The 25,078-nt window shown below is 65.2% G+C and carries 24 protein-coding genes and 2 pseudogenes; 13 read left to right on the top strand and 13 right to left on the bottom strand.

The window, feature by feature from the left end:
- Window positions 1-80: 80 nt before the first annotated feature.
- Window positions 81-527: pseudogene (locus PQV96_RS18360) on the top strand (ABC transporter substrate-binding protein); the annotation flags it as partial.
- A gap of 12 nt (window positions 528-539) precedes the next feature.
- Here PQV96_RS18360 and PQV96_RS18355 read toward each other — a convergent pair.
- Window positions 540-1,106: a recombinase family protein gene (locus PQV96_RS18355; RefSeq protein WP_003159185.1), complete on the bottom strand. Its 567-nt coding sequence runs from the start codon at window positions 1,104-1,106 to the stop codon at window positions 540-542.
- 181 nt (window positions 1,107-1,287) lie between these two features.
- On the opposite strand from PQV96_RS18355, the gene PQV96_RS18350 reads away from it, so the two are divergent.
- The 5 genes and pseudogenes from PQV96_RS18350 to ltrA all read left to right on the top strand — a co-directional run bounded on the left by PQV96_RS18350 (window position 1,288) and on the right by ltrA (window position 5,239).
- Complete coding sequence (locus PQV96_RS18350; protein WP_003108276.1) at window positions 1,288-1,539, top strand: AbrB/MazE/SpoVT family DNA-binding domain-containing protein; 252 nt, start codon at window positions 1,288-1,290, stop codon at window positions 1,537-1,539.
- Window positions 1,536-1,931 carry a type II toxin-antitoxin system VapC family toxin gene (locus tag PQV96_RS18345; RefSeq protein WP_003159186.1) on the top strand — a complete coding sequence of 132 codons (396 nt, stop codon included), beginning with the start codon at window positions 1,536-1,538 and terminating at the stop codon, window positions 1,929-1,931. Before PQV96_RS18350 ends, PQV96_RS18345 begins: the two co-directional genes overlap by 4 nt.
- Before the next feature lie 11 nt (window positions 1,932-1,942).
- Window positions 1,943-2,479, top strand: a complete 537-nt coding sequence (locus PQV96_RS18340; protein WP_003159187.1) for a hypothetical protein — start codon at window positions 1,943-1,945, stop codon at window positions 2,477-2,479.
- A 168-nt stretch (window positions 2,480-2,647) separates the two neighbouring features.
- Window positions 2,648-3,379, top strand: a pseudogene (locus tag PQV96_RS18335) (ABC transporter substrate-binding protein); the annotation flags it as partial.
- Window positions 3,380-3,853: 474 nt separating this feature from the next.
- A complete protein-coding gene (ltrA, locus tag PQV96_RS18330) occupies window positions 3,854-5,239 on the top strand; it encodes a group II intron reverse transcriptase/maturase (RefSeq protein WP_066691875.1) in 1,386 nt (461 codons plus the stop codon).
- A gap of 112 nt (window positions 5,240-5,351) precedes the next feature.
- Here ltrA and argE read toward each other — a convergent pair whose 3' ends face one another.
- Window positions 5,352-6,509, bottom strand: coding sequence for an acetylornithine deacetylase (gene argE / locus PQV96_RS18325; RefSeq protein ID WP_273623831.1), 1,158 nt, complete (start codon window positions 6,507-6,509; stop codon window positions 5,352-5,354).
- A gap of 144 nt (window positions 6,510-6,653) precedes the next feature.
- Between argE and PQV96_RS18320 the strand changes: the two genes are divergently transcribed.
- The 4 genes from PQV96_RS18320 (at window position 6,654) to PQV96_RS18305 (ending at window position 10,283) form a co-directional block, all read left to right on the top strand.
- Window positions 6,654-7,408 (top strand): IS5 family transposase gene (locus PQV96_RS18320; RefSeq protein ID WP_273623830.1). Its coding sequence is split into 2 segments (ribosomal slippage): window positions 6,654-6,987 and window positions 6,987-7,408, totalling 756 coding nucleotides; the frame shifts between segments, so codons are not numbered across the junction.
- Between the two features lie 43 nt (window positions 7,409-7,451).
- A complete protein-coding gene (locus PQV96_RS18315; protein WP_066783268.1) occupies window positions 7,452-8,663 on the top strand; it encodes a M20 aminoacylase family protein in 1,212 nt (403 codons plus the stop codon).
- Window positions 8,664-8,707: 44 nt separating this feature from the next.
- Window positions 8,708-9,808 (top strand): M14 family metallopeptidase, encoded by a 1,101-nt coding sequence (locus PQV96_RS18310; protein ID WP_273623829.1) that lies wholly within the window; start codon window positions 8,708-8,710, stop codon window positions 9,806-9,808.
- Window positions 9,809-10,028: 220 nt separating this feature from the next.
- The gene (locus tag PQV96_RS18305) at window positions 10,029-10,283 is read left to right on the top strand and encodes an acyl-CoA-binding protein (protein WP_066783264.1); all 255 of its coding nucleotides are present in this window, start codon (window positions 10,029-10,031) and stop codon (window positions 10,281-10,283) included.
- An 80-nt stretch (window positions 10,284-10,363) separates the two neighbouring features.
- Here the strand turns inward: PQV96_RS18305 and PQV96_RS18300 are convergent, their stop codons facing one another.
- From PQV96_RS18300 to PQV96_RS18280, 5 genes are read right to left on the bottom strand one after another with little or no spacing between them, the layout of a single operon-like run.
- Window positions 10,364-12,721 (bottom strand): ATP-dependent DNA helicase, encoded by a 2,358-nt coding sequence (locus PQV96_RS18300; RefSeq protein ID WP_273623828.1) that lies wholly within the window; start codon window positions 12,719-12,721, stop codon window positions 10,364-10,366.
- Window positions 12,718-14,454, bottom strand: a complete 1,737-nt coding sequence (locus PQV96_RS18295) for a VRR-NUC domain-containing protein (protein ID WP_242638239.1) — start codon at window positions 14,452-14,454, stop codon at window positions 12,718-12,720. The genes PQV96_RS18300 and PQV96_RS18295 overlap by 4 nt, the downstream gene beginning before the upstream one ends.
- Window positions 14,455-14,483: 29 nt before the next feature.
- Window positions 14,484-15,407 (bottom strand): hydroxymethylglutaryl-CoA lyase, encoded by a 924-nt coding sequence (locus PQV96_RS18290; protein ID WP_207374699.1) that lies wholly within the window; start codon window positions 15,405-15,407, stop codon window positions 14,484-14,486.
- Window positions 15,408-15,417: 10 nt separating this feature from the next.
- A complete protein-coding gene (locus PQV96_RS18285) occupies window positions 15,418-15,729 on the bottom strand; it encodes a polyhydroxyalkanoic acid system family protein (RefSeq protein ID WP_207374698.1) in 312 nt (103 codons plus the stop codon).
- On the bottom strand, window positions 15,722-16,900 hold the full coding sequence (locus PQV96_RS18280; RefSeq protein WP_207374704.1) for an aminopeptidase: 1,179 nt from the start codon (window positions 16,898-16,900) through the stop codon (window positions 15,722-15,724). The genes PQV96_RS18285 and PQV96_RS18280 overlap by 8 nt, the downstream gene beginning before the upstream one ends.
- Before the next feature lie 96 nt (window positions 16,901-16,996).
- Between PQV96_RS18280 and PQV96_RS18275 the strand changes: the two genes are divergently transcribed.
- A complete protein-coding gene (locus tag PQV96_RS18275; RefSeq protein ID WP_273623827.1) occupies window positions 16,997-17,665 on the top strand; it encodes a DNA-3-methyladenine glycosylase I in 669 nt (222 codons plus the stop codon).
- On the opposite strand, the gene arsC is transcribed toward PQV96_RS18275, so the two are convergent.
- From arsC to PQV96_RS18260, 3 genes are all read right to left on the bottom strand, one after another.
- Complete coding sequence (gene arsC / locus PQV96_RS18270; protein ID WP_066784252.1) at window positions 17,666-18,088, bottom strand: arsenate reductase (glutaredoxin); 423 nt, start codon at window positions 18,086-18,088, stop codon at window positions 17,666-17,668. It lies immediately after the preceding gene.
- Window positions 18,089-18,232: 144 nt separating this feature from the next.
- Complete coding sequence (locus tag PQV96_RS18265) at window positions 18,233-19,003, bottom strand: DUF1045 domain-containing protein (RefSeq protein ID WP_273623826.1); 771 nt, start codon at window positions 19,001-19,003, stop codon at window positions 18,233-18,235.
- An 89-nt stretch (window positions 19,004-19,092) separates the two neighbouring features.
- Entirely contained in the window at window positions 19,093-19,581 is a 489-nt protein-coding gene (locus PQV96_RS18260; RefSeq protein ID WP_233099640.1) for an Lrp/AsnC family transcriptional regulator, read from the bottom strand.
- Window positions 19,582-19,651: 70 nt separating this feature from the next.
- Between PQV96_RS18260 and PQV96_RS18255 the strand changes: the two genes are divergently transcribed.
- Together PQV96_RS18255 and PQV96_RS18250 are read left to right on the top strand one after the other, a co-directional pair.
- The gene (locus PQV96_RS18255; protein WP_142082368.1) at window positions 19,652-20,623 is read left to right on the top strand and encodes an EamA family transporter; all 972 of its coding nucleotides are present in this window, start codon (window positions 19,652-19,654) and stop codon (window positions 20,621-20,623) included.
- A gap of 194 nt (window positions 20,624-20,817) precedes the next feature.
- Window positions 20,818-21,162 carry a DUF1840 domain-containing protein gene (locus PQV96_RS18250; protein WP_142082364.1) on the top strand — a complete coding sequence of 115 codons (345 nt, stop codon included), beginning with the start codon at window positions 20,818-20,820 and terminating at the stop codon, window positions 21,160-21,162.
- A gap of 44 nt (window positions 21,163-21,206) precedes the next feature.
- On the opposite strand, the gene PQV96_RS18245 is transcribed toward PQV96_RS18250, so the two are convergent.
- From PQV96_RS18245 to PQV96_RS18235, 3 genes are all read right to left on the bottom strand, one after another.
- Window positions 21,207-22,208: a Bug family tripartite tricarboxylate transporter substrate binding protein gene (locus PQV96_RS18245; RefSeq protein ID WP_142082586.1), complete on the bottom strand. Its 1,002-nt coding sequence runs from the start codon at window positions 22,206-22,208 to the stop codon at window positions 21,207-21,209.
- A 301-nt stretch (window positions 22,209-22,509) separates the two neighbouring features.
- On the bottom strand, window positions 22,510-23,499 hold the full coding sequence (locus PQV96_RS18240) for a tripartite tricarboxylate transporter substrate-binding protein (protein ID WP_142082361.1): 990 nt from the start codon (window positions 23,497-23,499) through the stop codon (window positions 22,510-22,512).
- A 271-nt stretch (window positions 23,500-23,770) separates the two neighbouring features.
- Window positions 23,771-25,018 (bottom strand): phenylacetate--CoA ligase family protein, encoded by a 1,248-nt coding sequence (locus PQV96_RS18235; protein ID WP_142082358.1) that lies wholly within the window; start codon window positions 25,016-25,018, stop codon window positions 23,771-23,773.
- Between the last annotated feature and the right edge of the window lie 60 nt (window positions 25,019-25,078).

The raw sequence follows: 25,078 nt of genomic DNA, 5'->3' as shown, positions 1-25,078 counted from the left end.
CGACTTGCCCGCGCTGCAGCAAGGGCCGGTGTGGCGGTTATACGTTGCCCCTGACACAAAACCAACCCTCAACACCCACCATGCAACCCTCCGTTTTGAACCGCAGACAGTTTTCCCTAGGCATTGGCGCTACCGCGCTGGCCGGTTTCGGCGTGGCACGGGCCCAAAGCGAAGGCCGCATCGTGCTGGGGCAGTCTGCTGCATTTTCAGGCCCTGCCGCGCAATTGGGTATCCAGTTCAACCAGGGGGCCAAGCTGTTTTTTGACCAGCTCAACGCCGCCGGAGGCGTGGGCAAGCGCATGGTGGAAATCCGCACGCTGGACGACGGCTACGAGCCCGACCGCTGCGCAGAAAACACCCGCAAGCTCATCGCTGACGACGTGTTTGCACTGTTTGGCTATGTGGGCACACCCACCAGCCTGGCGGCAGTGCCCCTGTTCAACCAGGCCAAGGTGCCGTTTTTCGCCCCGTTCACGGGGGCTGAGTCGCTGCGCCAGCCGTTCAACCGTGTCATTTTCAGAAGACGACTGCACGGAATATCAGGAGTCGGCTGCACTGGTGGATTGCAGCGCGGTGTACAGGGCCGTCTTGCTCACCTTGAGCCGTGTAGCGGCCTCTCGGACATTAAGCCCGTTGGCGATGTGCTCCCGCGCTCGCTGCAACTTGTCGGCGGTGACAACCGGCTTTCGCCCGCCCTTCCTCCCACGAGCGGCGGCGGCAGTCAACCCGGCCTTGGTGCGCTCGCGGATCAAGTCGCGCTCGAACTGGCCCAGCGCGCCGAACACGTGGAAGATGAGCCGCCCGCCTGGCGTGGTGGTGTCGATGGCTTCCGTCAGAGAACGGAAGCCGACGCCTCGCGCTTCCAGCGCGCCTATCGTTTCGATTAGGTGCGGCATAGAGCGCCCGAGCCGATCCAGCCGCCAGACGGCCAGCACGTCGCCGTCGCGCAGGTAGGCCAGCGCATCAGCCAAGCCGGGGCGGTCGGCCTTGGCCCCGGAAGCCGTGTCCTCGAAAACGCGCTCGCAGCCTGCCTTGCGTAGCGCATCCGTCTGCAAGGCGGTGTCCTGTTCCGCCGTCGATACCCGCGCATAGCCGATCAGTGCCATTTGCCGCCTCTCTTGTCCGTCATTCCGTCCGCCTATCTTAATGTCCGACAACCCGTTGTGCAATAACTTTGCTGGACAGTGTCCGGCATGGCCGACTAATGATCGTTTGACGGACATTGACGGTAAGGCATTTTTGCATTACTATGTGAAGCATCAACCTTGATTGCGAGGGCAAACCACCATGACCACATTGACCGTTACCGCACGGGGACAAGTGACGTTTCGGAAGGACGTACTGCAACACCTCGGCATCAGGCCAGGCGACAAGATCGAGCTGGACTTGTTGCCAGACGGTCGGGGCGTGCTCAAGGCGGCACGGCCCGCAGGGACGATAGCCAGCTTTGTCGGCCTGCTCGCGGGCAAGACGCAGAAGGTTGCCACCATCGAAGAAATCAACGAGGCGGCGGCGCAAGGCTGGGCAGGTAAGCAATGAAGGTCGCAGTCGATACCAACGTCCTTGTGCGTGCGGTTGTGCGTGACGATCCCGCACAAGCGGACGTTGCCGCCGCAGTCTTGACCGACGCCGAGTTGATCGCGGTCGCGCTGCCGTGCCTATGCGAATTTGTTTGGGTGCTGCTGCGTGTCTACGGCTTCCAGCAAGCCGACGCGGCCAGCGCGATCCGGGCACTACTGGCCGCCGCGAATGTGGAAGTGAACCGGCCTGCCGTGGAGGCTGGCTTGCTGGTGCTCGACGCGGGCGGAGACTTTGCCGATGGCGTCATTGCCTACGAAGGCAACTGGCTTGGCGGGGAAACCTTCGTTTCCTTCGATAAGAAGGCGGTGGCACTTCTCACGGCGCAAGGGCAATCAACGCGCCTTTTGTGACGGACATGAGCATGAACGAATTCCGCCGACTGGCCGCGAAGATCGACCAACACATGCAGCAGCTTGCCGCCCAGGGTGTCAGCGAGGCCCATGCCATCATCAATCGCATGATGGGGTACGGGCCTGACCTGCACAGGATTTGGGTCGGCACATCCGATCAGCAGCTCATGGCGCTGTCCCGCGAGTTCCCAGGGTTCTACCGCTACGCCCGCATCATGGAAGAGGCATCCGAAGCCGAGCGCCGCAAGGCTTCGCGGCCCTATGACGGCATGGCCGAGTTCTCCGAACAGCACAAGCAAATGGGCGCGCAACTGCTGACCACGGCGGCCACGCTTGAGCGTGGCTACCAGGCGTTTCGTGCGAGCGGCAGTCTCCAAGACTTCCGGCCTCAGCTCGACGAGCTGGGCCGCCTGCATCGGCAATGGCTGTCCGACCTGGAAGCCTTCAAAGACTCGCTGCGCACGCAGGGCGCAGAACCCAAGGTGCTGGAATACGTGAACGAGGCTTTCGGCCGCCTGGCCGAGCGCATCAAGCAGCTTGCCGGTTGATCGCCGGAATTTTCGGCGGTTCCGGCTTTGTCGCGCCGTGCACAAGAGTTCTGAGCAATTCCGATCTCTCGCGGCGCTTCGTGCATAGAACTTCTGACCGTTCCCGGTCAGAAGTTCTATGCACACACGGCGGCCAGCCCAGTGAACTGGTGCAGTCGCCTTCTGAAAACGACAAACCGGCTGGTGTTCCATGTGCGGGCTTCGTACTACGACGAAACCGCGCTCATTGTGCGGCAACTGGTCAATCTGGGCGTCAAGAAGATTGCCGTGTTCCACCAGAACGATGCCTACGGCAAGGCCGGGCTTGACGGCGTGAACAAGGCGCTGGCCGAGCACAAGCTGCCCCTGGCAGGTGCCGCCACGGTGGAGCGCAACTCGGTGGACGTGGCCGCTGCCGTGGAAAAGCTGGTGGCCGCCAAGCCCGATCCGGTGGTGCAGATCGCCGCCTACGGCGCCAGCGCCGCCTTTGTGCGCGCCGCCCGCAAGGCAGGTTTCGGTGGCACGTTCTACAACGTGTCGTTCGTGGGCACGCAGGCGCTGGCCGACGAGCTGGGCAAGGATGGCGCCGGTGTGGTGGTGTCGCAGGTGGTTCCGTCGCCCTACCAGCCCTCGCGCCAGATCACCCGCGAGTTTCTGGATGCCATCAAAAAGGCAGGCGACAAGGTGCAGCCCAACTACTCCAGCATGGAAGGCTTTCTGGCCGCCCGCATCTTCACCGAAGGCCTGCGCCAGGCAGCAGCCAGCGGCAAGATCAGCCGCGACAGTTTCATCTCTGGCATGGAAGGCCTGGGCTCCCAGGTGATTTCGGGCTTCCCGGTGTCGTTTGGCCCGAATGACCACACGGCATCCAGCTTTGTGGAAATGTCGATGCTCACCGGCGACGGGCGGGTGAGAACCTGACACGCTGCGCAAGCACTGCAATCACCATTCAAGCCCGGCGCGAAAGTGCCGGGCTTTTTTTTTGGTGCGCCCAGCATGGGCGCACACCTGCGGGTGCAAGTCCTGCTGCGAGCTGGTCACAGTGAGTAAAGTGAAGCGCAACTGCATGAGGGTGACCGAATGTGGGGAGGAAGCGTGGAGCGTAAATCGTGAGCCGATGAACAAGAACCGCATAGAAGGCGCTGCCGAGCAGGGTGAGTGGGCCATTTACCACGAAGCTCTTGTGACCAAGGCTTGGGCGGCGTAGATGCGGCGGTTGTGCGATGAAGGTGTGCGACCCTTACCTGGGGAGATCTCGCCTTGTGCCTGAAAGGGTGACGGTTATGCCGTAGCGAGAAGTCAGCAAAGGTCGTAGTAGTGCAAGTCCGAAACCCGAAGGGGAGGTGTGGCGAGCACGAAGGGCCGAACGAGAGTGAGTGAACGAGGACACGTGTGATGTCAAAGGCCATGCGTCAGATGCCAGGGCGACCTGGGCGGGTGAGCGCAGCGCACGGTGAAGCCGTGCGTGATCTCATCAGCGACGAAGCCAGCGGCCCGCCGCGTGAACACCCGGACACAGGGTCGGCAAGGCAGCCTGCAGGCACAGGTGGCTTGCTGGAAGCGGCGCTGACGAGACAGAACCTGCAACTGGCGTGGAAACGGATCAAGGCCAACAAGGGCGCAGCCGGGGTGGACGGGCTCGACATCGAGCAAACCGCCCAGGTGATACGCCAGAGATGGCCCGACATACGCCAAGCGCTGTTGCAAGGGCGCTACCGGCCCAGCCCGGTACGCAAGGTGATGATTCCCAAACCTGACGGCAGCCAGCGCGAGCTGGGCATCCCGACGGTGCTGGATCGGCTGATCCAGCAGGCACTGCTACAAGTGCTGCAGCCGCTGATAGACCCCACCTTCAGCGAACACAGCTACGGGTTTCGTCCCGGTAGGCGTGCACATGACGCAGTCAAGGCTGCGCAGACGTACGTCCAATCGGGCAGACGCGTGGTGGTGGACGTGGACTTGGTCAAGTTCTTTGACCGGGTCAACCATGACATCCTGATCGACAGGCTCAAGAGGCGCATAGACGACGCTGGCGTCATCCGGCTGGTGCGAGCGTACCTGAAAGCCGGGATCATGGATGACGGGGTGGTGGTCGAGCGCCATCTGGGCACGCCGCAAGGCGGGCCGCTATCCCCATTGCTGGCCAACGTGCTGCTTGACGAAGTAGACAAGGCGCTAGAGGCGCGGGGCTGCAGCTTTGCGCGCTACGCTGACGACTGCAATGTCTACGTGGGCAGCACCAAGGCCGGCGAGCGGGTGATGGCCTACCTCAGGAAGCTATACGGCGGCCTGAAGCTTGAGGTCAACGAAGCCAAAAGCGCGGTGGCCTCAGCCTTCGGGCGCAAATTCCTGGGTTATGCGCTGTGGGTGGCCAAGGGCAAAGAAGTCAAATGTAAGGTGGCCGCCAAGCCGCTGCAAAACTTCAAGGCCCGCATCCGGCAACTCACACGCCGCTCGGGCGGGCGCAGCATGGAGGAGGTCGTTGACAAACTGCGGCCCTACCTGCACGGATGGAAGGCGTACTTTGGGTTGGCGCAGACACCCGGGGTCTGGCGGGAGCTGGACGAATGGCTGCGCCACCGACTGCGAGCCATCCAGCTGCGGCACTGGAAGCGATCCAGGACGATCTACCGGGAACTCAAGGCACTGGGGGCGTGCGACGATGTGGCCAACCAAGTGGCGGGCAACTGCCACCGTTGGTGGCGCAACAGCAATGGAGTCATCAGGCGCGTGCTGACGATTGCGTACTTCGACTGGCTGGGAGTGCCCAGGCTGTCCTGACCTCAAACTCTCGAACCGCCCGGTGCGGACCCGCATGCCGGGTGGTGTGGCAGGGGCGCCTCCTATCAGGGAGGCCCCCTATGCCGATCCTCATGGTGGGACAGGTGCGGCGTCAGTCCATGGACTGGGTATTCGCCAGCCCCTGCATGAACGCTTCACAGCGCCCCAACTGTTCCAGGCTCACGAACTCGTCGGGCTGGTGGGCTTGCTGGATGCTGCCGGGGCCGCACACCACGGTGGGGATGCCGGCGTTTTTGAACAGCCCGGCTTCGGTGCCGAAGGCCACCAGCGTGGTGCCGGTTTCGCCGCTCAGCCGCTGGGCCAGACGGGTTGCGGCGTCGTCCTTGCTGCCCAGAAAGCTCGGGATCTCGCAGATGGTCTCAAAGCCAAAACCTGCGTCTGGCGCCACCTTCTTCATCGCGGGCTCCAGCGACTTGGCATACGCCAGCACTTCCGCTTGCATCTGGGCGGCGTTGGCCGTGGGCAGGTCGCGGAATTCGTAGCGGAATTCGGCGTCGCGTGGCACCACGTTGTCGGCAATGCCACCGTGGAACTGGCCGACGCTGGCGGTGGAAAAGGGCACGTCAAAGCCTTCAAAGCGGGGCTCGTGCTGCTCAAAGCCCTCGGCCATGTCGCGCACGCGACCCACCACGCGGGCGGCCATTTCAATCGCGTTCACGGAGTGTGGGGTCAACGAAGAGTGCGCCTCTTTCCCGCGCACACAGCACTTGTAGCGGTACACACCCTTGTGGGCAATGGCGGGCACCATGAGCGTGGGCTCACCCACAATACAGGCCAGGGGCTTGATGCCGGCGTCGCGCAGGTCGGCAATCAGCTCTTTCACACCAAAGCAGCCCACTTCTTCGTCGTAGCTGAAGGCGAAGTGCACTGCGAACGGGGCCTGGCTGTTCAGGAAGGCTTCTGCGTGGGCCAGGGCCAGGCCGATGAAGGCCTTCATGTCGGCACTGCCGCGGCCGTAGAGCTTGCCGTCCTGTACCAGCGCGCTCAACGGATCCATGCTCCAGTCTTGCCCCGTCCAGGGCACGGTGTCGGTGTGACCCGAGAGGATGATGCCGCTGGGCTTGCCTTCGCCCAGCGTGGCGAACAGGTTGGCCTTGGTTTTGTCTGCATTGAACGTGAGGCGGCTGGTGACGCCCAGCTTGGCCAGCGTATCGCGCACAAAGTGGATGAGCTCCAGGTTGGAGTTCTGGCTGACGGTGTTCATGCGCACCAGGGTTTGTGCAAGTTCGAGGGCGTGGGCAGAGAGCATGGGCGGAACCAGGGCTGAAGGTGGAAATACCCGTCTCGGCAAAAGGTGGTCTGCCACCACTAGCGTGGCAGGGCTCTTGCTGGCGGGCTAGGGTCTGTTGAGAATCATTCTGAGATGCGTGAATGGATGTGTTGCAATAGGCGCATGAGCATTCGACGGGTACTGACAGACGAGCAATGGGCCAAGATGGAGCCGCACTGCCTTGGCAAGCCAAGTGATCCTGGACGCAGCGGCACCGACAACCGCCGCTTCGTTGAGGCAGTGCTGTGGATTGCCCGCACAGGCAGCCCTTGGCGAGACCTGCCGCCAGAGTTTGGCAAGTGGAACACGGTGTTCAAGCGCTTTAGAGACTGGCTCAAGGCCGATGTGTTCCAACGTCTGTTCGATGCAGTGAGCGAGCAGCCGGACATGGAATATGCGATGGTGGATGCCACGATTGTGAAAGTGCATCGGCACGGCCAGGGGGCAAAAGGGGGACTTCGGGCCAGGCCATAGGCCACTCGAGGGGCGGCATGACCACGAAGATACTGGCGCTGACAGATGCATTGGGCAATCTGGTGAAGTTCGTCTTGATGCCAGGGCAGCGCCACGACACCAAAGGGGTCAGAGAGCTGATTGCCGATGTGCGCTTTGATGCCTTGCTTGCCGACAAGGCCTTCGATGTGAATTGGCTGATCCAGGAGTTGGGCAAGCGCGGGGCGCAGGTGGTGATCTCGCAGATGCCGCGAAGGAGAGCGCCACTGGAGATTGACCGGGAGGTCTACAAATGGCGTCACTTGATCGAGAACTTCTTTGGCAAGCTCAAGGAGTTCAAGCGAATTGCAATGCGCAGCGACAAGACGGATAGCAGCTTCGCAGCGATGATCTATCTCGCGGCTGGGGTTATCAACTCTCGGTGATTCTCAACAGCCCCTAGACTGTGCGATCGTAAGGATGCATATCATGAACGTTATCGACTCCATCGTCACCCAGGCCGCGGGTATTGCAGCGGTGCGCCGGGATATCCACGCCCACCCCGAGCTGTGCTTTGAAGAAGTGCGTACCGCCGACGTGGTGGCGGGCAAGCTCACCGAATGGGGCATTCCCATCCACCGCGGGCTGGGCAAGACCGGTGTGGTGGGCATCGTGCATGGCCGCGACGGCGGCGCCTGCGGGCGTGCCATTGGCCTGCGCGCCGACATGGACGCCCTGCCCATGCAGGAGTTCAACACCTTTGAGCACGCCAGCAAACACCACGGCAAGATGCACGCCTGCGGCCACGATGGTCACACGGCCATGCTGCTGGCAGCGGCGCAGCACTTTGCCAAGCACCGCAATTTTGACGGCACGGTGTACCTCATCTTCCAGCCTGCGGAAGAGGGCGGCGGCGGGGCCCGCGTGATGATTGAAGACGGCCTGTTTGAGAAATTCCCCATGCAGGCCGTGTACGGCATGCACAACTGGCCGGGCATGCCCGCAGGCACCATGGCCGCCAGTGCGGGGCCGGTGATGGCATCCACCAGCGAATTCAAGATCACCGTGCGTGGCAAGGGCGGCCACGCTGCCATGCCCCACATGGGGGTGGACCCGGTGCCGATTGCCTGCCAGATGGTGCAGGCCTTCCAGACCATCATCAGCCGCAACAAGAAGCCGGTGGATGCGGGCGTGATCTCGGTCACCATGATCCACACCGGCGAGGCCACCAACGTGGTGCCCGACAGCTGCGAGTTGCAGGGCACCGTGCGCACCTTCTCTTTCGAGGTGCTCGACCTGATTGAAAAACGCATGCGCCAGGTGGCCGAGCACACCTGCGCCGCGCACGACGCGGTGTGCGACTTTGAATTTGTGCGCAACTACCCGCCCACCATCAACACCCCGGCCGAAGCGCAGTTTGCCCGCAAGGTCATGGCCAGCATCGTGGGCGAAGACCGGGCGCTGGACCAGGAGCCCAGCATGGGCGCGGAAGACTTTGCCTACATGCTGCAGGCCAAACCGGGCGCCTACCTGTTCATTGCCAACGGCGATGGCAGCCACCGCGAAATGGGCCACGGTGGCGGGCCTTGCACGCTGCACAACCCCAGCTACGACTTCAATGACGACCTGATCCCGCTGGGCGGCACGTTCTGGGTGCGGCTGGCCGAAGAATGGCTGGCGGCCCAGGCCAAGGCTGCCTGAGAGACCACCCCACCTGCCCTGCCGTTGACTGAAAGAACCGCTCCATGATTGGTATCCCCGAAGCCTTTTCGCCCACCTACGCGGTAGCCCGCCGGAAGTTTCTGGAGGCCGTCGCCGCAGGCGGGCTGGAGGTGGAGTCCCACACCCACCCGCTGGCCGGGCGTGACGGCGAGGTGCTGGCCATGGACGTGGCTTTGGACGGCCCCCGTGGCGCAGACAAGCTGTTGATGGTGAGCAGCGCCTGCCACGGGGTGGAGGGCTACTGCGGCAGCGGCGTGCAGGTGTTTGCGCTGCACGACGCCGAGTGGCGCGCCAAGGCGCGCGATGCTGGTGTGGCGGTGCTCTACATCCATGCGCTCAACCCGTACGGCTTCTCGCACATTCGGCGCGCCACGCATGAAAACGTCGATCTCAACCGCAACTTCCATTCCTTCACCGGGCCCTTGCCAGACAACGCTGCCTACCGCGAGGTAGCGCCCCTGCTGCTGCCCGACGTGTGGCCGCCCAACGCCGCCAACGTGCAGGCGGTGCAAACCTTCATTGCCGCGCGCGGCGAGTCCGCCTGGCAGGCCGCCATCACCCGGGGGCAGCATGAGTTTGCGCAGGGCTTGTTCTATGGCGGCACCGCACCCACCTGGAGCAACCAGACCTTGCGCCAAGTGCTGCGCGAACACGGCACCCGTGCGCAGCGCCTGGCCTGGATTGACCTGCACACGGGCCTGGGCCCGAGCGGCCTGGGTGAGCGCATTTACGCGGGCAAGGATGATGCCGCCGCCGTGCAGCGCGCGCGCCAGTGGTGGGGTGGCGGCGGTGCCACGCCCGTGACTTCGATCTACGACGGCTCATCCACCTCGGCCTTCCTCACGGGGCTGATGTGGACGGCCATTTATGACGAGTGCCCGCAGGCCGAATACACCGGCATTGCCATGGAATACGGTACCGTGCCGGTCACCGAAGTCATCCAGGCGCTGCGCGCCGAGCACTGGCTCAATATCCACCCCGAAGCCCCGGCCGAGCTGGCCGCACAGATCAAGGCCCAGATGCTGGCCGCCTTCTACACCGACACCGATGCATGGAAGGGCCAGATCATCAGCCAGGCGCGGCAGTCGCTGTTCCAGGCGGTGGATGGTTTGACGGGTTGTTGATAAAAAAGCCCTGCAGCGCTTATCTGGTAAGCGCGATACGCTATCAAAATATGAGCATTTTGGTGAAGGCCCATGCGTTACTGGCGCTGCCGGGGAGTGTCGTGTGGACGTCGCTCGCCGGCCGCAGCACTGGGCAGTGGCGGGCAGAGGCTCTAAGATGGCGCGGCTCATTTTTTGCGCTTTTTTGCATCCTTTCCCCATCCGATACGGAGACAACCGCATGTCCGACCTGAACGCCGCTTTTGAAGCCGCCGTCGCCAATTCCAAGAACCTGTCCGAGCGCCCCGACAACGCGACCCTGCTCAAGATCTACGCCCTTTACAAGCAAGCCACCGTGGGCGACAACACCGAGAAGAAGCCCAGCTTCTCCGACATGGTGGGCCGTGCCAAGTGGGACGCCTGGGAAAAGCTCAAGGGCACCGCAGCCGATGCCGCCAAGCAGCAGTACATCGACCTGATCACCGAGCTGAGCTGATCGCATTTTTCAAGGCGCCACCTTCCGTGGTGCCTTGCCCTCCAGCGGCCTGCGGGCCGCTTTGTTTTTGGGGCCGGCGTTTACCTGCCGGGCTGGTGCGGCGAAGCCCGATCCAGTGCCCACCACGCGGGCAGCAGGGCCCGCACTGCGGCGCGGCGGTAGCGGTCGTCGATCAGGAACACCACGCCCTGGTCCTGCTCGGTGCGAATCACCCGGCCCGCCGCCTGCACCACCTTGCGCAGGCCCGGAAATAGGTAGGTGTAGTCATACCCCTTGCCCGCGCCAAAGTGCCGGTCCATCGCGCGGCGCATTTCTTCGTTCACCGGGTTGACCTGCGGCAGCCCCAGCGTGGCGATGAAGGCGCCAATGAGCCGGTGGCCGGGCAAGTCCACCCCTTCTGAGAACGCCCCGCCCAGCACGGCAAAGCCAATGCCCTGGCCACCTTCCTGAAAGCGGTCGAGAAACGCCTGGCGGGCCGCGTCGTCCATGCCTGCGGTTTGCTGCCACTGGGGCACCTCGGGGTGGGCCTGCTGCAGCTGCGCCGCAATGCGCTGCAGGTAGTCAAAGCTGCTGGCAAAGCACAGGTAGTTGCCCGGCAGGCGCGCAAACTGCTCGGCCATCAGGTGGGCGATGGGGTCCAGCGACTGGGCCCGGTCGGCAAAGCGGGTGGACAAGTGCCCCACCGTGTGCACCGCCAGTTGCCCGCTGTGAAAGGGCGATTCCACATCCACCCAGCCCGTCTCGGGCGGCAGACCCAGAAGGTCGCGGTAGAACGCGGGCGGCGTGAGCGTGCCAGAAAACAGCACGCTGCTGTGCGCCGCCGCGTGGCGCGCCGCCAGGTGCGGGGCGGGCACCACGTTGCGAATGCACAGTGTGCTGGATCGACCCCGGCGCCCGTAGCGCGGCGGGGCGAGCGTCACGTCCAGCAGCGCGTGGCTGCCGAACTGCTCGGCCATGGCGGCGAAGTGCAGCGCGTCCAGGTACAGCGCCAGCACCGGGTCGCCGGGCAGCAGGGGCGCATCGGTCTGCGCCTCGGCCACCGCGCCAATGGCGCGCTGCAGCGCCTGCACAAAGGCCTCGGGCAAGGCAGGGTGCGCGCAGTACGCATCGACCTGGTCGCGGTGGATGGCGTTCCACTGCCGCTGCATTGCGTCCAGCGCCTTGCGCACGGCTCCGGTGGCGGCCGCGCGGGCGTCGGCCAGCGTGCCTTGGTGCAGCTCGGCGGTGTACATGCGGCGGGCGCGGTCGGGCAGGTTGTGGGCTTCGTCCACCAGCACGCCCACCTTCCAGCCATGCGCCACCGTCAGGGCATGCAGCATGGCGGCGCTGTCGTAGAAGTAGTGGTAGTCGGCCACCGCCACATCGCACCAGTGCGCCATCTCCTGCGCCAGGTAATAGGGGCAGATGCCATGCGCCAGCGCCGTGGTGCGCACGGCGGGGCCATCCCACAGGCGGGTGTGCTGCGCCAAGGCATGGCGCGCAGCAGGCAGCCGGTCGTAAAAGCCCTGCGCCAGCGGGCAGGATTCGCCGTGGCAGGCCTTGTCGGGGTGCTCGCAAACCTTGTCGCGGGCCAGCACGTCCAGCACGCGCAGGGGTGGGATCTGTTCGGGCGGAGCCAATTGGTCGTGCACACGTTCCAGCGCGTCGAGCGCGAGTGCGTGGCCCGTGCCCTTGGCCGTCAGGAAGAACACTTTGTCCAGCCCCTTGCGCGCGCTGGCCTGCAGCATCGGGAACAGCGTGCCCAGCGTCTTGCCGATGCCAGTGGGGGCCTGGGCCAGCAGGCAGCGGCCGCCGGTCTGGTTGCCATCCTGGCCTTGGCCCACGTTGCGGTACACGGCCACGGCCAGCTCGCGTTGCCCGGCGCGAAAGCTGCCGTGCGGAAAGGCCAGTGCGGCCAGCGCCATGTCGCGGGACTGGCGGTGCTGTTGCTCGCTGTGCGCCCAGGCGAGGTAGCGCGCGCACAGTGCCTCAAAGTGCGCTTGCAGGTCGGCGGCGGTGTGGGTTTCTACCAGCTCGGTCTCTTGCCCCGTGCCGGTTTGCACATAGACCAGTGCCACCTGCAGGCGCGTGAACCCCCGCGCCTGGCACAGCAGGTGGCCGTACACGCGGGCCTGGGCCCAGTGCAGTGCACGTTGGTGGGGGCGCACGCCATCCAGCTGACCCCGGTAGGTCTTGATCTCTTCGAGCTGCTGGCGGGCTGCATCAAATCCGTCGGCCCGCCCGCGCACCGCGAGCTGCTGGAACAGCCCGCTCAGCGGCACCTCGGCCTCGTAGCCATCGCCCCGGCGGCCTTGCACCAGGCGGTGGCTTTCCATGCCCTCCAGCGCGCTGGGGGCGGGGGTGAAGCGCAGGTCCAGGTCGCCCGTGCGGGCGGTGAAGGCGCACAGGGCACGCACCGAGACCGCCAGTGGGGCCGGAGTGGGAAGGGATGCGGTCATGCGGCCGCCGAGCCCGCAGAGTGTTCCACGTCGGGCGCATCCAGCCAGCGCACATGGCACACGCTGGCGGGTAGGCCATGTGCGTGGCAATACTGCAGCCAGCGGATCTGGTTGTCCTGCAGCTTGTCGCCAGGGCCTTTGACTTCGACCAGTTCGTAGCGCTGCTCGGCAGGGCGTGTGGGCCAGAACCGCACCAGGTCCGGCAGGCCGCTGCGGTGGGCCACCGGGGCTTGAAGCAAGCGCTCAAAAAAAAGGCGCAGGTGCGCGGCGGGAATACAGTGCAGGGCCAGCTCGAGCAGCGGCGCGCTCAGCGCCCCCCAAAACACATAGGGCGACTGCCGCCCGTGCTTGCTGGCAAAGCGCTCCCGGATGAGAGCGCGGTAGCGGCCATCGTTCAGCGTCTGCAGGCACTCGGCAAACAAGGCCGAGCGGCGCTCTGCAAAATCGGGCGCGCTCAGGTCGGCCGGTGCGGCTTGAAACGGGTGAAAGAACGCACCCGGCAGCGGCGCAAAAATGGCGGGCCAGCACAGCAGGCCGAACAGGCTGTTGATGAGCGCATTCTCGGTGTAGTAAACGGGCGCCTCATCGGTGTGCCAATGTGCGCGCAGGGCCCATTCCACCGACGTGGCCGGGCCGGGGTAGGGCAAGGCCAGCTCCAGCGGGGGCGGCAGGGTGCGGGCGCTGCGCGGGGGCTTGGCTGCGGGCGCGGCAGCACTGCCTGGCTGCGCTGCGGCACGCTGCAGGCGCGGCAGCATGCGCGCCAAGCGCTGGGCTTCTTCCTCGCTTTCGGGCGCGGCCAGCGCCAGCAGGGCCAGTGCCAGCGCGTCGGCATGGCGGCCCATGCGCTCGTGCACGCGGATGCGCCGGTGCCGTGCGCCGGGGTGCTGGCTGTGGGCGTAGGCCTGCTCTGCCAGTGGCCAGTCGGCCGCCTTTTCGCAGGCCTGGCCCAGGCGCATCAGCAGTTTGGCGCGGCGGCGTTCCAGCCAGGGGTTGGGGCTGGTGGCTTGCACTGCGGCGGCCAGAAGAGGCGCGCGTTCTGCGCCATCGTCCAGCGCCTGGCGCAGGGCGTGCAGCGCAAGGTAGTGATCCACATCGGCGCGGCATTGAAACGCCCTCGATTGCGCATCAAACGGCACCACCTCGTACTGGAACAGCCCCAGGTCGGCCAGTACGAATTCCGACCAGCTTTGGTGCAGGTTGCCAAAGAACATGAGCCGCAGCCGGGTGCACAGCGCCGTCACCCCTTGTGCCACGCGCCACACGGCTTCGGTGCTGGCGGGGTGCCACTGGCCGTGAGGCAGGGCGGTGGGGTAGTGCGGTTGCAGGGCTTGCAGCAGGGCGCCTTTGGTCAGCGATCTGGGCTGGGGCGGGTGCGGGCAGGTGGCGGCAAACAACGTCGCCACCTCGCGATGCGTGTGTGCCGCAAACAGCTCGGCTAGCGTCATCGGGGCCGCCGCATCCAGCCAGCCAAGGGCCAGCAGCGGTGCGGCTGCGGCGTGGATGTCGCCAATCTCTTCGTACGCCAGCTTGCCCGCACGAAACCACGGGCCGCGTCGCATCACCAGCCGCACCAGCAGCGCTTGGGCGGGTTCGGGCAGTTGCGCAAAGCGGGCGATGAAGTCCTGCTCCGGCGCGCCCAGCACGTCGGCATAGCGGGTGCGCAGCCAGTCGAGCGCACGCACAAAGTTGTGCAGGTAGTACAGGCGGTGCGGGGGCAGGGCGGTGGTGCCCAAAAGGCGGTCTCCGTCGGGGCTTGGCTGGGTCAGGCCGCGGGCTGCCAGCCCTTGGGCAGCCCGGCTAAGGGAGTCATGCCGTACAGGGGCTCGTCAGGCAGGCCCGCTTGCAGCGCTTCACGCGCAGACATCAGCAGGTTGTAGTCCACGCCGGTGGCGATGCCCATCGCTTCGAACATGAAGACCAGGTCTTCCGTGACGACGTTGCCCGAGGCTCCGGGCGCGTAGGGGCAGCCGCCCAGCCCGCCTTGCGATGCGTCGAACGTGCGCACACCCACGTCGTAGGCGGCCAGGCAGTTGGCCAGGCCCAGGCCGCGCGTGTTGTGCATGTGGGCTGCGCCTGCTTTGGTGCCCAGCTCGGCGCGCAGGCGGGTGAACAGGCGGCGCACCTGGGCCGGGTTGGCCATGCCGGTGGTGTCCGACAGGCCCACCTCGTCCACACCCGCTTCGGCGCATTGCACGGCCAGGCGGATCACCTCGTCCTCGGGTACCGCACCTTGCAGCGTGCAGCCAAAGGCGGTCGATAGGCCCACTTCAATCAGCGCATGCGGTGCGGTGGCAGCGCGCAGTTGCACCACGGCCTGCAGCTCCTGCACCATGGCGGCGGGTGTCTTGCGCACGTTGGCCAGCGAATGCGCTTCGCTGGCCGACACGGGCAGCGTCACCTTGTGCGCTCCGGCCTGCAAGGCGGCTTCGGCGCCGCGCAGGTTGGGGGCCAGCGCCATCACGGTGATGTGCGGGTGCTGGGCCACGGCATGGCGCACCACCTCGGCCACATCGGCCATTTGCGGCAGCAGCTTGGCAGGCACGAAAGAGCCGACCTCGATCTCGCGCAGGCCAGCGGCCACCAGCGCATCCACCCAGCGCAGCTTGTGTGCGGTGGGCATGGTGGTGGCGATGGACTGCAGCCCGTCGCGCGGGCCGACTTCGCTGATGAGAACGCTGGGGGCCATGCTGGGCACGTCAGGCCACCGAGGTGGGGTTGGGCGTGCCCAGCAGCTCGTCGAGCTGACCGCTGATTTCTGTTTCGATGCGATCCTTGAAGGCACTGAACAGGAAGCCGAGCTTGGCCGTCATGCCGAACTGCTGCGCGTCCACCACCAGGGTGCCGTTCACGCCTGCGCGGGTGAAGCTCAGGGTGTCCTGCGTGTCGCCTTCTTCGTAGGTGCATTCCATGTCGAATTTTTCCTCGGCCTTGCGGGCCCAGGCACGCGCCACTTCACGGGCACGGGGCAGGCCCAGGTGGTGGTCGCGTTGTATGTGAAGGTCAGACACCGGGTTTCTCCTTGGATGGGGTCAGAGGCTGAGAGTTTCTTGCAAGTGCCCGCAGCGCGGCGTGGCGCTCGGGCTGGGGCAATTGGGTGAGTTGTCGCACGGCATCATAAAACCGGGGCCAGTCGCGGCCCTCGCGCTCGAACAGGGCTTCAAACGCGGGCACCAGTTCGTCGTAAGCCGCCTGGGCCGCAAAGCTGGCGTTGTTGGCCTTGGCCACCCAGCGGTCGTAGCCCGCCAGCTGGGTGTGGGGCGTATTGCTGGGCATGGCCGCCAGCCACTGCGCACGCAGCTGGGCATAGTTTGCCCGAAAGCGCTGCATTGCTTCTGATTTGATAGCTGCCAGCGCTTGTGTATCAAGCGCTACAGCCTTATTTTGTTCATAAATGGCTTGCAGCTCGGCGCGGGTGGTGCGGGTCAGGGCGCGCCACTGGGCGCGGCGCTGCTCGCTGGTGGCCAAGGCGGCGCGGGCCTCGGGGGTGCTGTGCTCTGCCATCCAGCGGGCGCTGCCCAGGCGCTCCACCGCCGTGGCAAACGATTCGTTGAATACCGTGTGCCCCTGGGCGTACACCACCTGGTGCGCCAACTCGTGGAACAGCAGGCGCACAAAGTCGCCCTCGGGCCAGCCGATAAAGGTGCTCAGCAGCGGGTCGCCCCCAGCCCAGTTCATGTAGCCCAGCGTGGAGTAGGCGGGCACACCGTACACATCCACCTCCAGCCCCTGGGCGGCCAGCCGGTCGGCCTCGGCCTGCGCGTCGGCCTGGTCAAAGTAGCCCCGGTAGCCAATGCAGCCTGTCACCGGAAAGCACCAGGTGTGGAGCTTGAGGGCATCGGGCGGCGCGGCCACCACGTTCCACACGGCGGCGGGGCGCTTCAGGTCGGCATAACGGCGGTAGCTGGCGTTGTCGGGCAAGTGCAACTCCGTCACCGCAAAGGCGCGGGCGCGCTGGGCCAGTTGCAGGCGCGTGCGCAGGGCGGGCGGGGTGCCCTGCTGGGCAATCCATTCGTCCAGCGGCCGGGCGGCTTGCATGAGCTGTGCGTGGCCGTGGGCCGACTGCCAGTAGTAGCCCAGTGCATCGCGCGTTTGGGCGCAGCCCAGCAGCAGTGCGGGCAGCGCCAGCGCGCCAATCAGGGCGATACAGCGGGGGCGGGAAAAGCAAAAACGCGGGCGCATGATGTCAGAACAGGTGCTAAGGGTACGACATGGCGCGTCCTGGTGGGTGGGCGGGGTAGTCAGCAGCATGGCGCGACCCCTTCCTAGAATGGCCGCATGAACGAAGCCCTTTCACCCGACAGCGCGGCCCCCTTGCCCGAGGGCCTTTTTGCGGATGACGAAGCCTGCCCGCGCTGCGCCTGGTGCAAGGCCAGCCCGCTGTACCGCCACTACCACGACCACGAGTGGGGATTCCCGGTGGCGGACGAGCGGCGTCTGTTTGAAAAGATCTGCCTGGAAGGCTTTCAGTCGGGCCTGAGCTGGCTGACCATCCTGAACAAGCGTGAGGGCTTTCGCGCCGCGTTTGCCCATTTCGACGCGGAGCAGGTGGCTGCCTTCGACCAGGCTGATGTGGAGCGGCTGGTGCAGGACGCCGCCATTGTGCGCCACCGGGGCAAGATCGAGTCCACCATCAACAACGCCCGCCGCGTGCTGGAGCTGCGCCGCGAATTTGGCTCGCTGGCCCGCTACGTGTGGCAGTACGAGCCGACCGCGGCCGACCGGCCTGCGGTGTTGACGCTCGAAGCCGCGCGCACGCTCACGTCCAATGCGGCGTCGGTGGCCTTGTCCAAAGACCTCAAAAAACGCGGCTGGAGCTTTGTAGGCCCCACCACGGTGTACGCCTTCATGCAGGCCATGGGCCTGGTCAACGACCATCTGGAAGGCTGCCACGCCCGAGCCAAGGCGTTGCAGGCGCGCGCCGCCTTTGTCGTGCCGCGCGGTTGATCAGGCCCGCTGACCCTGTGCGTTGACCACCACCTCACCATCTTCCTTGGTGAACGCGCCTTGTTGCGGGGCGGGCAGGATGTCCAGCACCAGCTCGGAAGGGCGGCACAGCCGCGTGCCCAGTGGGGTGACGACGATGGGCCGGTTGATAAGGATGGGGTGCGCGAGCATGGCGTCGATCAGCTGCGCATCGGTCACGCCCGGCGCGCCCAGCTGCAGCTCGGTGAACAGGGCTTCCTTGGTGCGCACGGCGTCGATGACGGGTTTGCCGGTGGCGGCGATCAGCGCCTGCAGCGTGGCGCGATCGGGTGGCGTCTTGATGTATTCGATGACCTGGGGCTCCGCGCCGCTGTTGCGGATCATGGCCAGGGTGTTGCGCGAGGTGCCGCACTTGGGGTTGTGGTAGATCGTGATGTCAGACATGGTGTTGGAGCTGGTTCTGAGGGGCAGGCCGGGGCAGAAGTGTGCCATTGGTGCCTGCTGCCTGGCGGCCGGTCATTGCTGACCGCCCTTCGACTTTCAGCGCAGTGTCGTCGAGCGCTCACGAACCTATTGATCCGGCAGGCTTTATTCGTAAACCTTGCTCGGGCTGAGGTGTCGAAGCCCCTCGACGGGCTCAAGTTGAACGGCATCGGGACTCTGCAATAAACCGTGCCGGATCAATAGTTCGAGGTGGTCGAGCAGCACGAAGTCTGCGCCAGGCGTGGGTTCGGCGAACAAGGCCAGCTGGTTGAACTGGAGTGTGGGCAGGTCTGAGAAGAACTGCTGCGCTGCGTCCAGCACCAGGGCCTGTGTGCCTTCATCGACCAGCGACAACGGCCCCGTGAGCGGCATGTGAAAGCGGAACTCCTCTGCTGCGCGGCGCTGGGCCAACTCATCGCCAGACGGGCGTGCCGCGAGCGGCTGCAGTTGCGTGACGCAAGCGGCCGCTGCCGCGTTGATGGCTGCGTTGGCTGGGTGCGATGGCATGGGCACGAGTGCCAAAAAATCGTCGATGCGCTGCACCTGCATGGGCGGCATGGTGAAAGGCGTCAGGCGGCGCGCCACCTGCTGCACGGCGTGGTGCAGCGTGAGCCAGTCGGTGCCCGGTGCAAGGGCAAAGGGTGCTTTCAGCGTGGCATGCCAGCCATGGCGTCGCGGCGCTGCCGTCAGGCGCTGCAGGTCGGCAGGGGCCACACCATGGATGTCCAGCTGCGGCAGGGGTCGCAGTTGGGCCGCACAGCGCCCGAGCCAGTGGCTGCCGGCCAGCCAGCCCAGGGTGCCGGGGCTGGGGGCGAAGTACACCGCGTAACGGTGGGCGGTGGTGGCTGCCTGCGGGGTGGTGGATTCAGTGTTCATGGGGGTCTGTGGTGGGCGCCGTGCAGCTGCCCGCCTTACAGGTTCAGAAGCGATGCGGCTTCGCACGGGGCTGTGCGCCCTCACGCGCTTCAGTCGGCCTTGGCGGCATTCACCCAGGACAGGTCCAGCGGCCGGTCTTCAAATTCGGTGTTGAGCACCACGGTGCTGGTGGTGCGGGCCACACCGGCAATGGCCTTGATTTCATAGATCACGTCTTCCAGCGCCCGCGCGTGCGTGGTGCGGATCTTGGCCAGGAAGTCGTATTCCCCCGCCACGCTGTGCAGCTCTTCCACCTGCGGCATGGCCCGCAGCCGGGGCGCCACGTCACGGCAGTGGATGCCGCCGTCGTTGCGGATGGCCACGAACGCCGTGAAGTTCAAACCCACGCGCTCCGGGTCCACGCTGATCGAGAAACGGCGGATCACGCCCTTGTCCAGCATCTTCTTCACGCGCTCGTGCACCGCGGCGGTGGACAGGCCCACCTCGGCACCGACATCGGCGTATGAACGTCGGCCATCAGCCCCCAGGGCCGAAATAATTCTGGCATCGATGTCGTCTGTCTGAATATTTGCTTGCATTGGGGCCTGTTTCTGGTAAAAATTCCGAAAACCTCAAGGTTTCCATAAATTATTCGGTAAGGTGAAGAATATGCCGGCAAATTTCAATGTGCAAGCGCGTTCCCGTGGTTCCTGGGCGGTTGCCACGGCTCTGTTGCTGGTTTATGTGGTGTGGGGCACCACGTATTTCGCCACCAGCATCGCCCTGCAGACCATGCCCCCGTTGCTGATGAACGCGGTGCGCTTTCTGTGCGCGGGCGTGGTCATGTTGCTCATTGCGTTGTGGCAGGGCCATGCCTTGCCCACGGCGCTGCAGTGGCGCAACTCGGCGCTGGTGGGCGGGCTGATGGTGTTCTTGGCGATGAACTTCATCGGCTTTGCGCAGAAGCTGGGCATTGGCTCGGGCTTGATGGCCACGGTGGTCACCACCATGCCCATGTGGCTGGCGCTGTGGACGCGCTGGGGTGGCGAGCGTGTGCCCCTGACGAGCTGGATCGGCCTGGGCCTGGGCGTGGTGGGCGCGCTGCTGCTGGCGAGGGAGGGCGACTTCTCTGCCACCTGGGTGGGCGCATCGCTGGCTTTTGCTGCACCCCTGTGCTGGAGCCTGGGCTCCTACGCCTCACGCAAGCTCTCGCTGCCTGCACCGGCCATGGCGGCGGCAGCCCAGTGGTTTGTGGGGGGCGCGATGGGGCTGGTGGTGGCGCTGTGCGTGGAGCCCGTGCCCGCGCTGTCGCAGATCAGCGGCAAGTCGTGGGCTGCCTGGCTCTACCTGCTGGTGTTTGGCACCATGGTGGCCCTCAATGCCTACCTGTGGCTGCTGCAAAACACCACGGCCGCACTGGCGGGCAGCTATTCGTTTGTGAACCCGGCCGTAGCCCTGTTGGTGGGCGTGGCGCTGGGGGGCGAGCTGCTCACCGGCTGGGTGTTTGCGGCCTTGCCGCTGATTGCTGGCGCGCTGGGCTGCATTCTCTACGGGCCCATGGTGCTGGGCTGGTGGCAGCGCCGCGTGCTGCCCCGCTTGCGGGCTGCCTGTGCGCCCGCCGGTTGCCAGGAGCAGGGTTGATGCTATTGAAAATATAGCTGATGGCGCTTGATGGATAAGCCTTGGAGGCACTTTTTACTCAAAATTGAATCAGAGTGCATTTGCCTGGCTCCTAGGGCGTTGATCGGTATGCGCTGACACGCTTCCGCGCAGTTGCGGTTAGGCTAATGCTTTGGTTACCTCACCGAGCAACCTGCCATTCGGAGTTATGCGCCATGTTGTACAAATTCAAATCCCGCGCTGCGGCGGACCTCATCCTGCTGGAGCCGCACGGCCGGCAAATTTTGGAAATCATCGGCAAAACGCCGGGGCCCACAGGCATCGTGACAGCGGCGCAAATCCCCGCCGCCCTGGCCGCGCTGGAGGCCGCCGTGGCCCGTGATGAAGCCCGCCTGCGCGCTGCCCAGGCAGTCGCTCAGCAAGAGCCGGGTTCTGCTGATGCGAACCCGGCTGAAGACGAGCCCAACGACACCATCCACCTGCGCCAGCGCGCCACGCCTTTCATCGACCTGCTGCGCCGCAGCCAGCAAGAGGGCTGCGACGTGGTGTGGGGTGTGTAGCGGCTGACACGGTCTGACGCAGAGGGCTGCGTCAGCGCCCAATATCAATCGACCTTCGCGCCGGAGGCTTTCACCACCCCGGCCCATTTTTGGTGTTCGTTGTCGATGTGCCGCGCAAACTCGGCCGGTGTGTTGCCGCCAGGAACGGCGCCCTGGGCCATCAGCCGCTCTTTCACCGCCGGGCTGGCCAGTGCCTTGGCCGTTTCTTGCTGAATGCGGTTGACGATGTCTGCGGGCGTCCCGGCCGGGGCCAGCAGGCCAAACCAGGAACTCGCTTCATAGCCCTTGAGCGCCGCGCCACCGGCCTGTTCCACCGTGGGCACATCGGGCAGGGCGGTAGAGCGCTGGCTGCTGGTCACCGCCAGTGCCACCAGTTTGCCTGCCTTGATCTGCGCCATGGACGAGGGCAGGTTGTCAAACATCACATCGGCATTGCCCGCCACCATGTCCATCAGCGCCGGGCCCGAGCCACGGTAGGGCAGGTGCAGCATGTAGGTGCCAGTCATGCTCTTGAACAGCTCGCCCGCCAGGTGGATGGAGGTGCCGTTGCCGCTGGAGGCCATGTTCAGCTTGCCAGGGTTGGCCTTGGCCGCCTTGATGAACTCCTGCACATTGGTCACACCCAGGGCCTTGGCCTTGTCGGGGTTCATCACCATCACATTGGGCACAGCGGCCACCAGGGTGATGGGGGCGAAATCCTTGATCGGGTCGTAGGGCAGCCTGGCATACAGCGCGCGGTTGATGCCGTGCGTGCCCACGGTGCCCATGAGCAGCGTGTAGCCATCGGCGGGCGACTTGGCCACCACTTCGGCCCCCACGTTGCCGCCCGCGCCCGCGCGGTTGTCCACGATGAACTGCTGGCCGAACGCGCGGCTCAGCTCGGGCGCCATGGCGCGCGCCAGGATGTCAGTGGTGCCGCCGGGTGCAAACGGCACCACGATGCGCACCGGCTTGGTGGGCCAGCCCGCAGTGCTGGGCGCGGCTTGCGCGTGCGCGTTGCCCGGTGCCAGCAGGGCGGCAGCCGCAGCCAGCGCCATGGCGCCCATGGCCGTGACGGTGAGGCCCAGCGCCAGGGCCTTGCGGCGGCTGCGGGCCCGGCTGCGGGCCTGGATTTGTGCTCGGGAGCTGGCGGGGGTGCGGAAGTGGTGCTGCGATGTCATGGGGCCATTCCTTCTCGAATCGGGGGCGTTGCTTGTGCGATACCTTGTGCCCTCAGTTCTACGCGCGGGGGTGCTGCAAGGGCAGATGGATTACCCGAACACGCGGCCGCCAACCCATGAAAAAAGCCACCGGGCCGGGAGGCGCGGTGGCTGGTGTGGCTCGGGCAACTCCTGCCCATCGCAGAGCTTAGTCGGCGTAGGTGCCGGCGGCCTTGATCACCGCGCCCCACTTGTCGATTTCAGACTGCACAAACTTCTTGTGCTCGGCAGGCTCGATGCGCTTGTCGGTGGCGACCACGGCACCCAGGCCTTCTTGCTTCTTGATGAATTCAGGGTCTTTCAGCGCGGCCTTGATGGCCTGGTTCAGCTTCTTGAGCACGTCAGCCGGTGTGCCCTTGGGGGCGTACACGCCGTGCCAGATGGTCACGTTGAAGTCCTTCAAGCCCGACTCGGCCAGTGTGGGCAGGTCTTTGAGCGCAGGCGTGGTGAGGCGCTTGGTGGTGGTCACGGCGTAGGCCTTGACCTTCTTGCCTTCGATCTGGCTGGTGGTGTTGGTGGTCTGGTCACACAGCAGGTCGATCTGGCCGCCGATCAGGTCGGTGATGGCAGGGGCCGTGCCCTTGTAAGGCACAGGCGTCATGTCGATCTGCAGAGCGCTTTGGAACATCAGGCCGCACAGGTGCGAGGCAGAGCCCAGGCCGGCATTGCCCAGGTTGATCTTGCCCTTGTTCTGGTTGATCCAGGTGGACAGTTCCTTGTAGTTGTTGGCCGCCATGCTGGGCTTGGCGATCAGCGTCATGGGCACATCGTTGATGATGCCCAGGTATTCAAAGTCGTTCACCACGTTGAAGGCCAGCTTGCGGTACATCGTGGGCATGGTGGACATGCTGATGTGGTTGAGCAGCAAGGTATAGCCATCGGGCGTGGCGCGTGCAGCCTTGGCGGTGCCGATGGTGCTGCCTGCACCTGCCGCGTTGTCCACCACCACGCTCACGCCGCCCAGGGGCTTGCGCAGTGCTTCGGCCAGGTCACGGGCCACGCGGTCTGTGGGGCCGCCCGCTGCATAGGGCACGACCAAGGTCACCGTCTTGTCTTTGGACGGGAACTCTTGCGCTTGCGCACCGAAGGCTGTGATAACGGCAGTGGCGGCCAGCGAGAGTTTCAGCAATGTTTTCATGGATGCTCCTTTGATTAACGGCGCGATGATAACGAGGGCGTTTTTTTGGGGTAATGCGGGTTGTACGTAGCCGCCACGCTGTAATGTCTTTAACGAAAAATAGCTGCAGCGCTTTTGTGTCAAGCGCTGCAGCTATGTATTTGATAGCGTTTGCGCGGGTTATCCCTGACGCAGGCGGGCGTTTGCAGCCCGCCGGTTGGCGCTTCAGGTGCCCGGTATTTGTGGCAAATCAACAGCGCAGGCGGGGCCTGCGCTGTCACACCACGCGCAGTCAGCGGTAGCTGCGAGCGTCTTCAATCACCTTGCCATCGTTGGGCAGGGTGCCGGGCGGCACCATTTCCACATCGCCGCGCAGCTTGGTCACTTCGCGGATGGCGTCGCCCAACTGGTGGGCCAGGCCCTCGGCCGTTTCGGTGGTTTCCACCCGCAGCACCATCTGGTCGTTGGCCATTTCGCCGCTGACCACCAGCCGCGCGCGCTGCACCTGCGGGAAACGCTTGGCGATGGCGGCCACCTGACCGGGGTGCACGAACATGCCGCGCACCTTGGTGGTCTGGTCGGCACGGCCCATCCAGCCCTTGATGCGGGTGTTGGTGCGGCCCGTGGGGCAGGTGCCCGGCAGCACGGCAGACAGGTCGCCAGTGCCAAAGCGGACGAGCGGGTAGTCGGGGTTGAGCGTGGTGATGACCAGCTCGCCCACCTCGCCCTCGGGCACCGGGTCGCCCGTGCCGGGTCGGACGATTTCGACGATCACGCCTTCATCCAGCACCAGGCCTTCGCGGGCCGAGGTTTCATAGGCAATCAGGCCCAGGTCGGCCGTGGCATAGCACTGGTAACCCGCAATGCCCTGCTGCGCAAACCAGTCGCGCAGGCTGGGCGGAAACGCCTCGCCAGAGACCAGAGCCTTGGTCACCGTGGGCAGGGCCACGCCCATCTCGGCGGCCTTCTCGATGATGATTTTGAGGAAGCTGGGCGTGCCGATGTAGCCCGCAGGCCGCAGCTCGGCCATGGCATGCACTTGCTGTTCCGTCTGGCCCGTGCCGCCGGGGAAGACGGTGCAGCCCAGCGCGTGGGCGCCGGTTTCCATCATCGAGCCCGCAGGCACAAAGTGGTAGCTGAAGCTGTTGTGGATCAGCTCGCCGCGCCGAAAGCCCGCCGCATAAATGGCCCGCGCCATGCGCCAGTAATCGGGCCGCGTGCCCTCGGGTTCGTAGATGGTGCCGGGGCTGGCAAACACCCGCGTCATGCCCGGCCCAAAGCCCAGCGCGCTGAAGCCGCCAAACACATTGGTGGCTCGGCCCGCCTGCTGGCGCTCCAGCAGCTCGTGCTTGCGTGTCACGGGCAACTTGGCCAATGCCTCGCGGCTGGTGACCGCACCAGCATCCACCCCCGCCAGAATGCTGGCGAACGCGGGCGATGCCTTTTGGGCATGGGCGATCTGCTGCGGCAGCGCCGCCATCAAGGCCGCTTCGCGCTCAGCGGGGCTGCGCGTTTCCAGGGCGTCATAGAAGGTGCTCATGCCTGTGTTTCCTTGTGAGGTGGTGGTTTTGAATGAAATCGGCCTCTGGCGCTTATCCAT

This window comes from Acidovorax temperans (assembly GCF_028596105.1).
Classification (GTDB): Bacteria; Pseudomonadota; Gammaproteobacteria; order Burkholderiales; family Burkholderiaceae_C; genus Acidovorax; species Acidovorax temperans.
This window is presented reverse-complemented; position numbering and strand designations above follow the sequence as displayed.

Excerpts from the sequence above, each read along its gene's own strand:
- PQV96_RS18235 (WP_142082358.1), bottom strand. The coding sequence starts at position 25,018 with ATGAGCACCTTCTATGACGCCCTGGAAACGCGCAGCCCCGCTGAGCGC.
- PQV96_RS18355 (WP_003159185.1), bottom strand. The coding sequence starts at position 1,106 with ATGGCACTGATCGGCTATGCGCGGGTATCGACGGCGGAACAGGACACC.
- PQV96_RS18315 (WP_066783268.1), top strand. The coding sequence starts at position 7,452 with ATGAACGTTATCGACTCCATCGTCACCCAGGCCGCGGGTATTGCAGCG.
- PQV96_RS18265 (WP_273623826.1), bottom strand. The coding sequence starts at position 19,003 with ATGAACACTGAATCCACCACCCCGCAGGCAGCCACCACCGCCCACCGT.
- PQV96_RS18260 (WP_233099640.1), bottom strand. The coding sequence starts at position 19,581 with ATGCAAGCAAATATTCAGACAGACGACATCGATGCCAGAATTATTTCG.
- PQV96_RS18255 (WP_142082368.1), top strand. The coding sequence starts at position 19,652 with ATGCCGGCAAATTTCAATGTGCAAGCGCGTTCCCGTGGTTCCTGGGCG.
- PQV96_RS18290 (WP_207374699.1), bottom strand. The coding sequence starts at position 15,407 with ATGGCCCCCAGCGTTCTCATCAGCGAAGTCGGCCCGCGCGACGGGCTG.
- PQV96_RS18240 (WP_142082361.1), bottom strand. The coding sequence starts at position 23,499 with ATGAAAACATTGCTGAAACTCTCGCTGGCCGCCACTGCCGTTATCACA.
- ltrA (WP_066691875.1), top strand. The coding sequence starts at position 3,854 with ATGTCAAAGGCCATGCGTCAGATGCCAGGGCGACCTGGGCGGGTGAGC.
- PQV96_RS18250 (WP_142082364.1), top strand. The coding sequence starts at position 20,818 with ATGTTGTACAAATTCAAATCCCGCGCTGCGGCGGACCTCATCCTGCTG.
- PQV96_RS18245 (WP_142082586.1), bottom strand. The coding sequence starts at position 22,208 with ATGGGCGCCATGGCGCTGGCTGCGGCTGCCGCCCTGCTGGCACCGGGC.
- PQV96_RS18300 (WP_273623828.1), bottom strand. The coding sequence starts at position 12,721 with ATGACCGCATCCCTTCCCACTCCGGCCCCACTGGCGGTCTCGGTGCGT.
- PQV96_RS18350 (WP_003108276.1), top strand. The coding sequence starts at position 1,288 with ATGACCACATTGACCGTTACCGCACGGGGACAAGTGACGTTTCGGAAG.
- PQV96_RS18345 (WP_003159186.1), top strand. The coding sequence starts at position 1,536 with ATGAAGGTCGCAGTCGATACCAACGTCCTTGTGCGTGCGGTTGTGCGT.
- PQV96_RS18275 (WP_273623827.1), top strand. The coding sequence starts at position 16,997 with ATGAACGAAGCCCTTTCACCCGACAGCGCGGCCCCCTTGCCCGAGGGC.
- argE (WP_273623831.1), bottom strand. The coding sequence starts at position 6,509 with ATGCTCTCTGCCCACGCCCTCGAACTTGCACAAACCCTGGTGCGCATG.
- PQV96_RS18280 (WP_207374704.1), bottom strand. The coding sequence starts at position 16,900 with ATGCGCCCGCGTTTTTGCTTTTCCCGCCCCCGCTGTATCGCCCTGATT.
- PQV96_RS18340 (WP_003159187.1), top strand. The coding sequence starts at position 1,943 with ATGAACGAATTCCGCCGACTGGCCGCGAAGATCGACCAACACATGCAG.
- arsC (WP_066784252.1), bottom strand. The coding sequence starts at position 18,088 with ATGTCTGACATCACGATCTACCACAACCCCAAGTGCGGCACCTCGCGC.
- PQV96_RS18305 (WP_066783264.1), top strand. The coding sequence starts at position 10,029 with ATGTCCGACCTGAACGCCGCTTTTGAAGCCGCCGTCGCCAATTCCAAG.
- PQV96_RS18310 (WP_273623829.1), top strand. The coding sequence starts at position 8,708 with ATGATTGGTATCCCCGAAGCCTTTTCGCCCACCTACGCGGTAGCCCGC.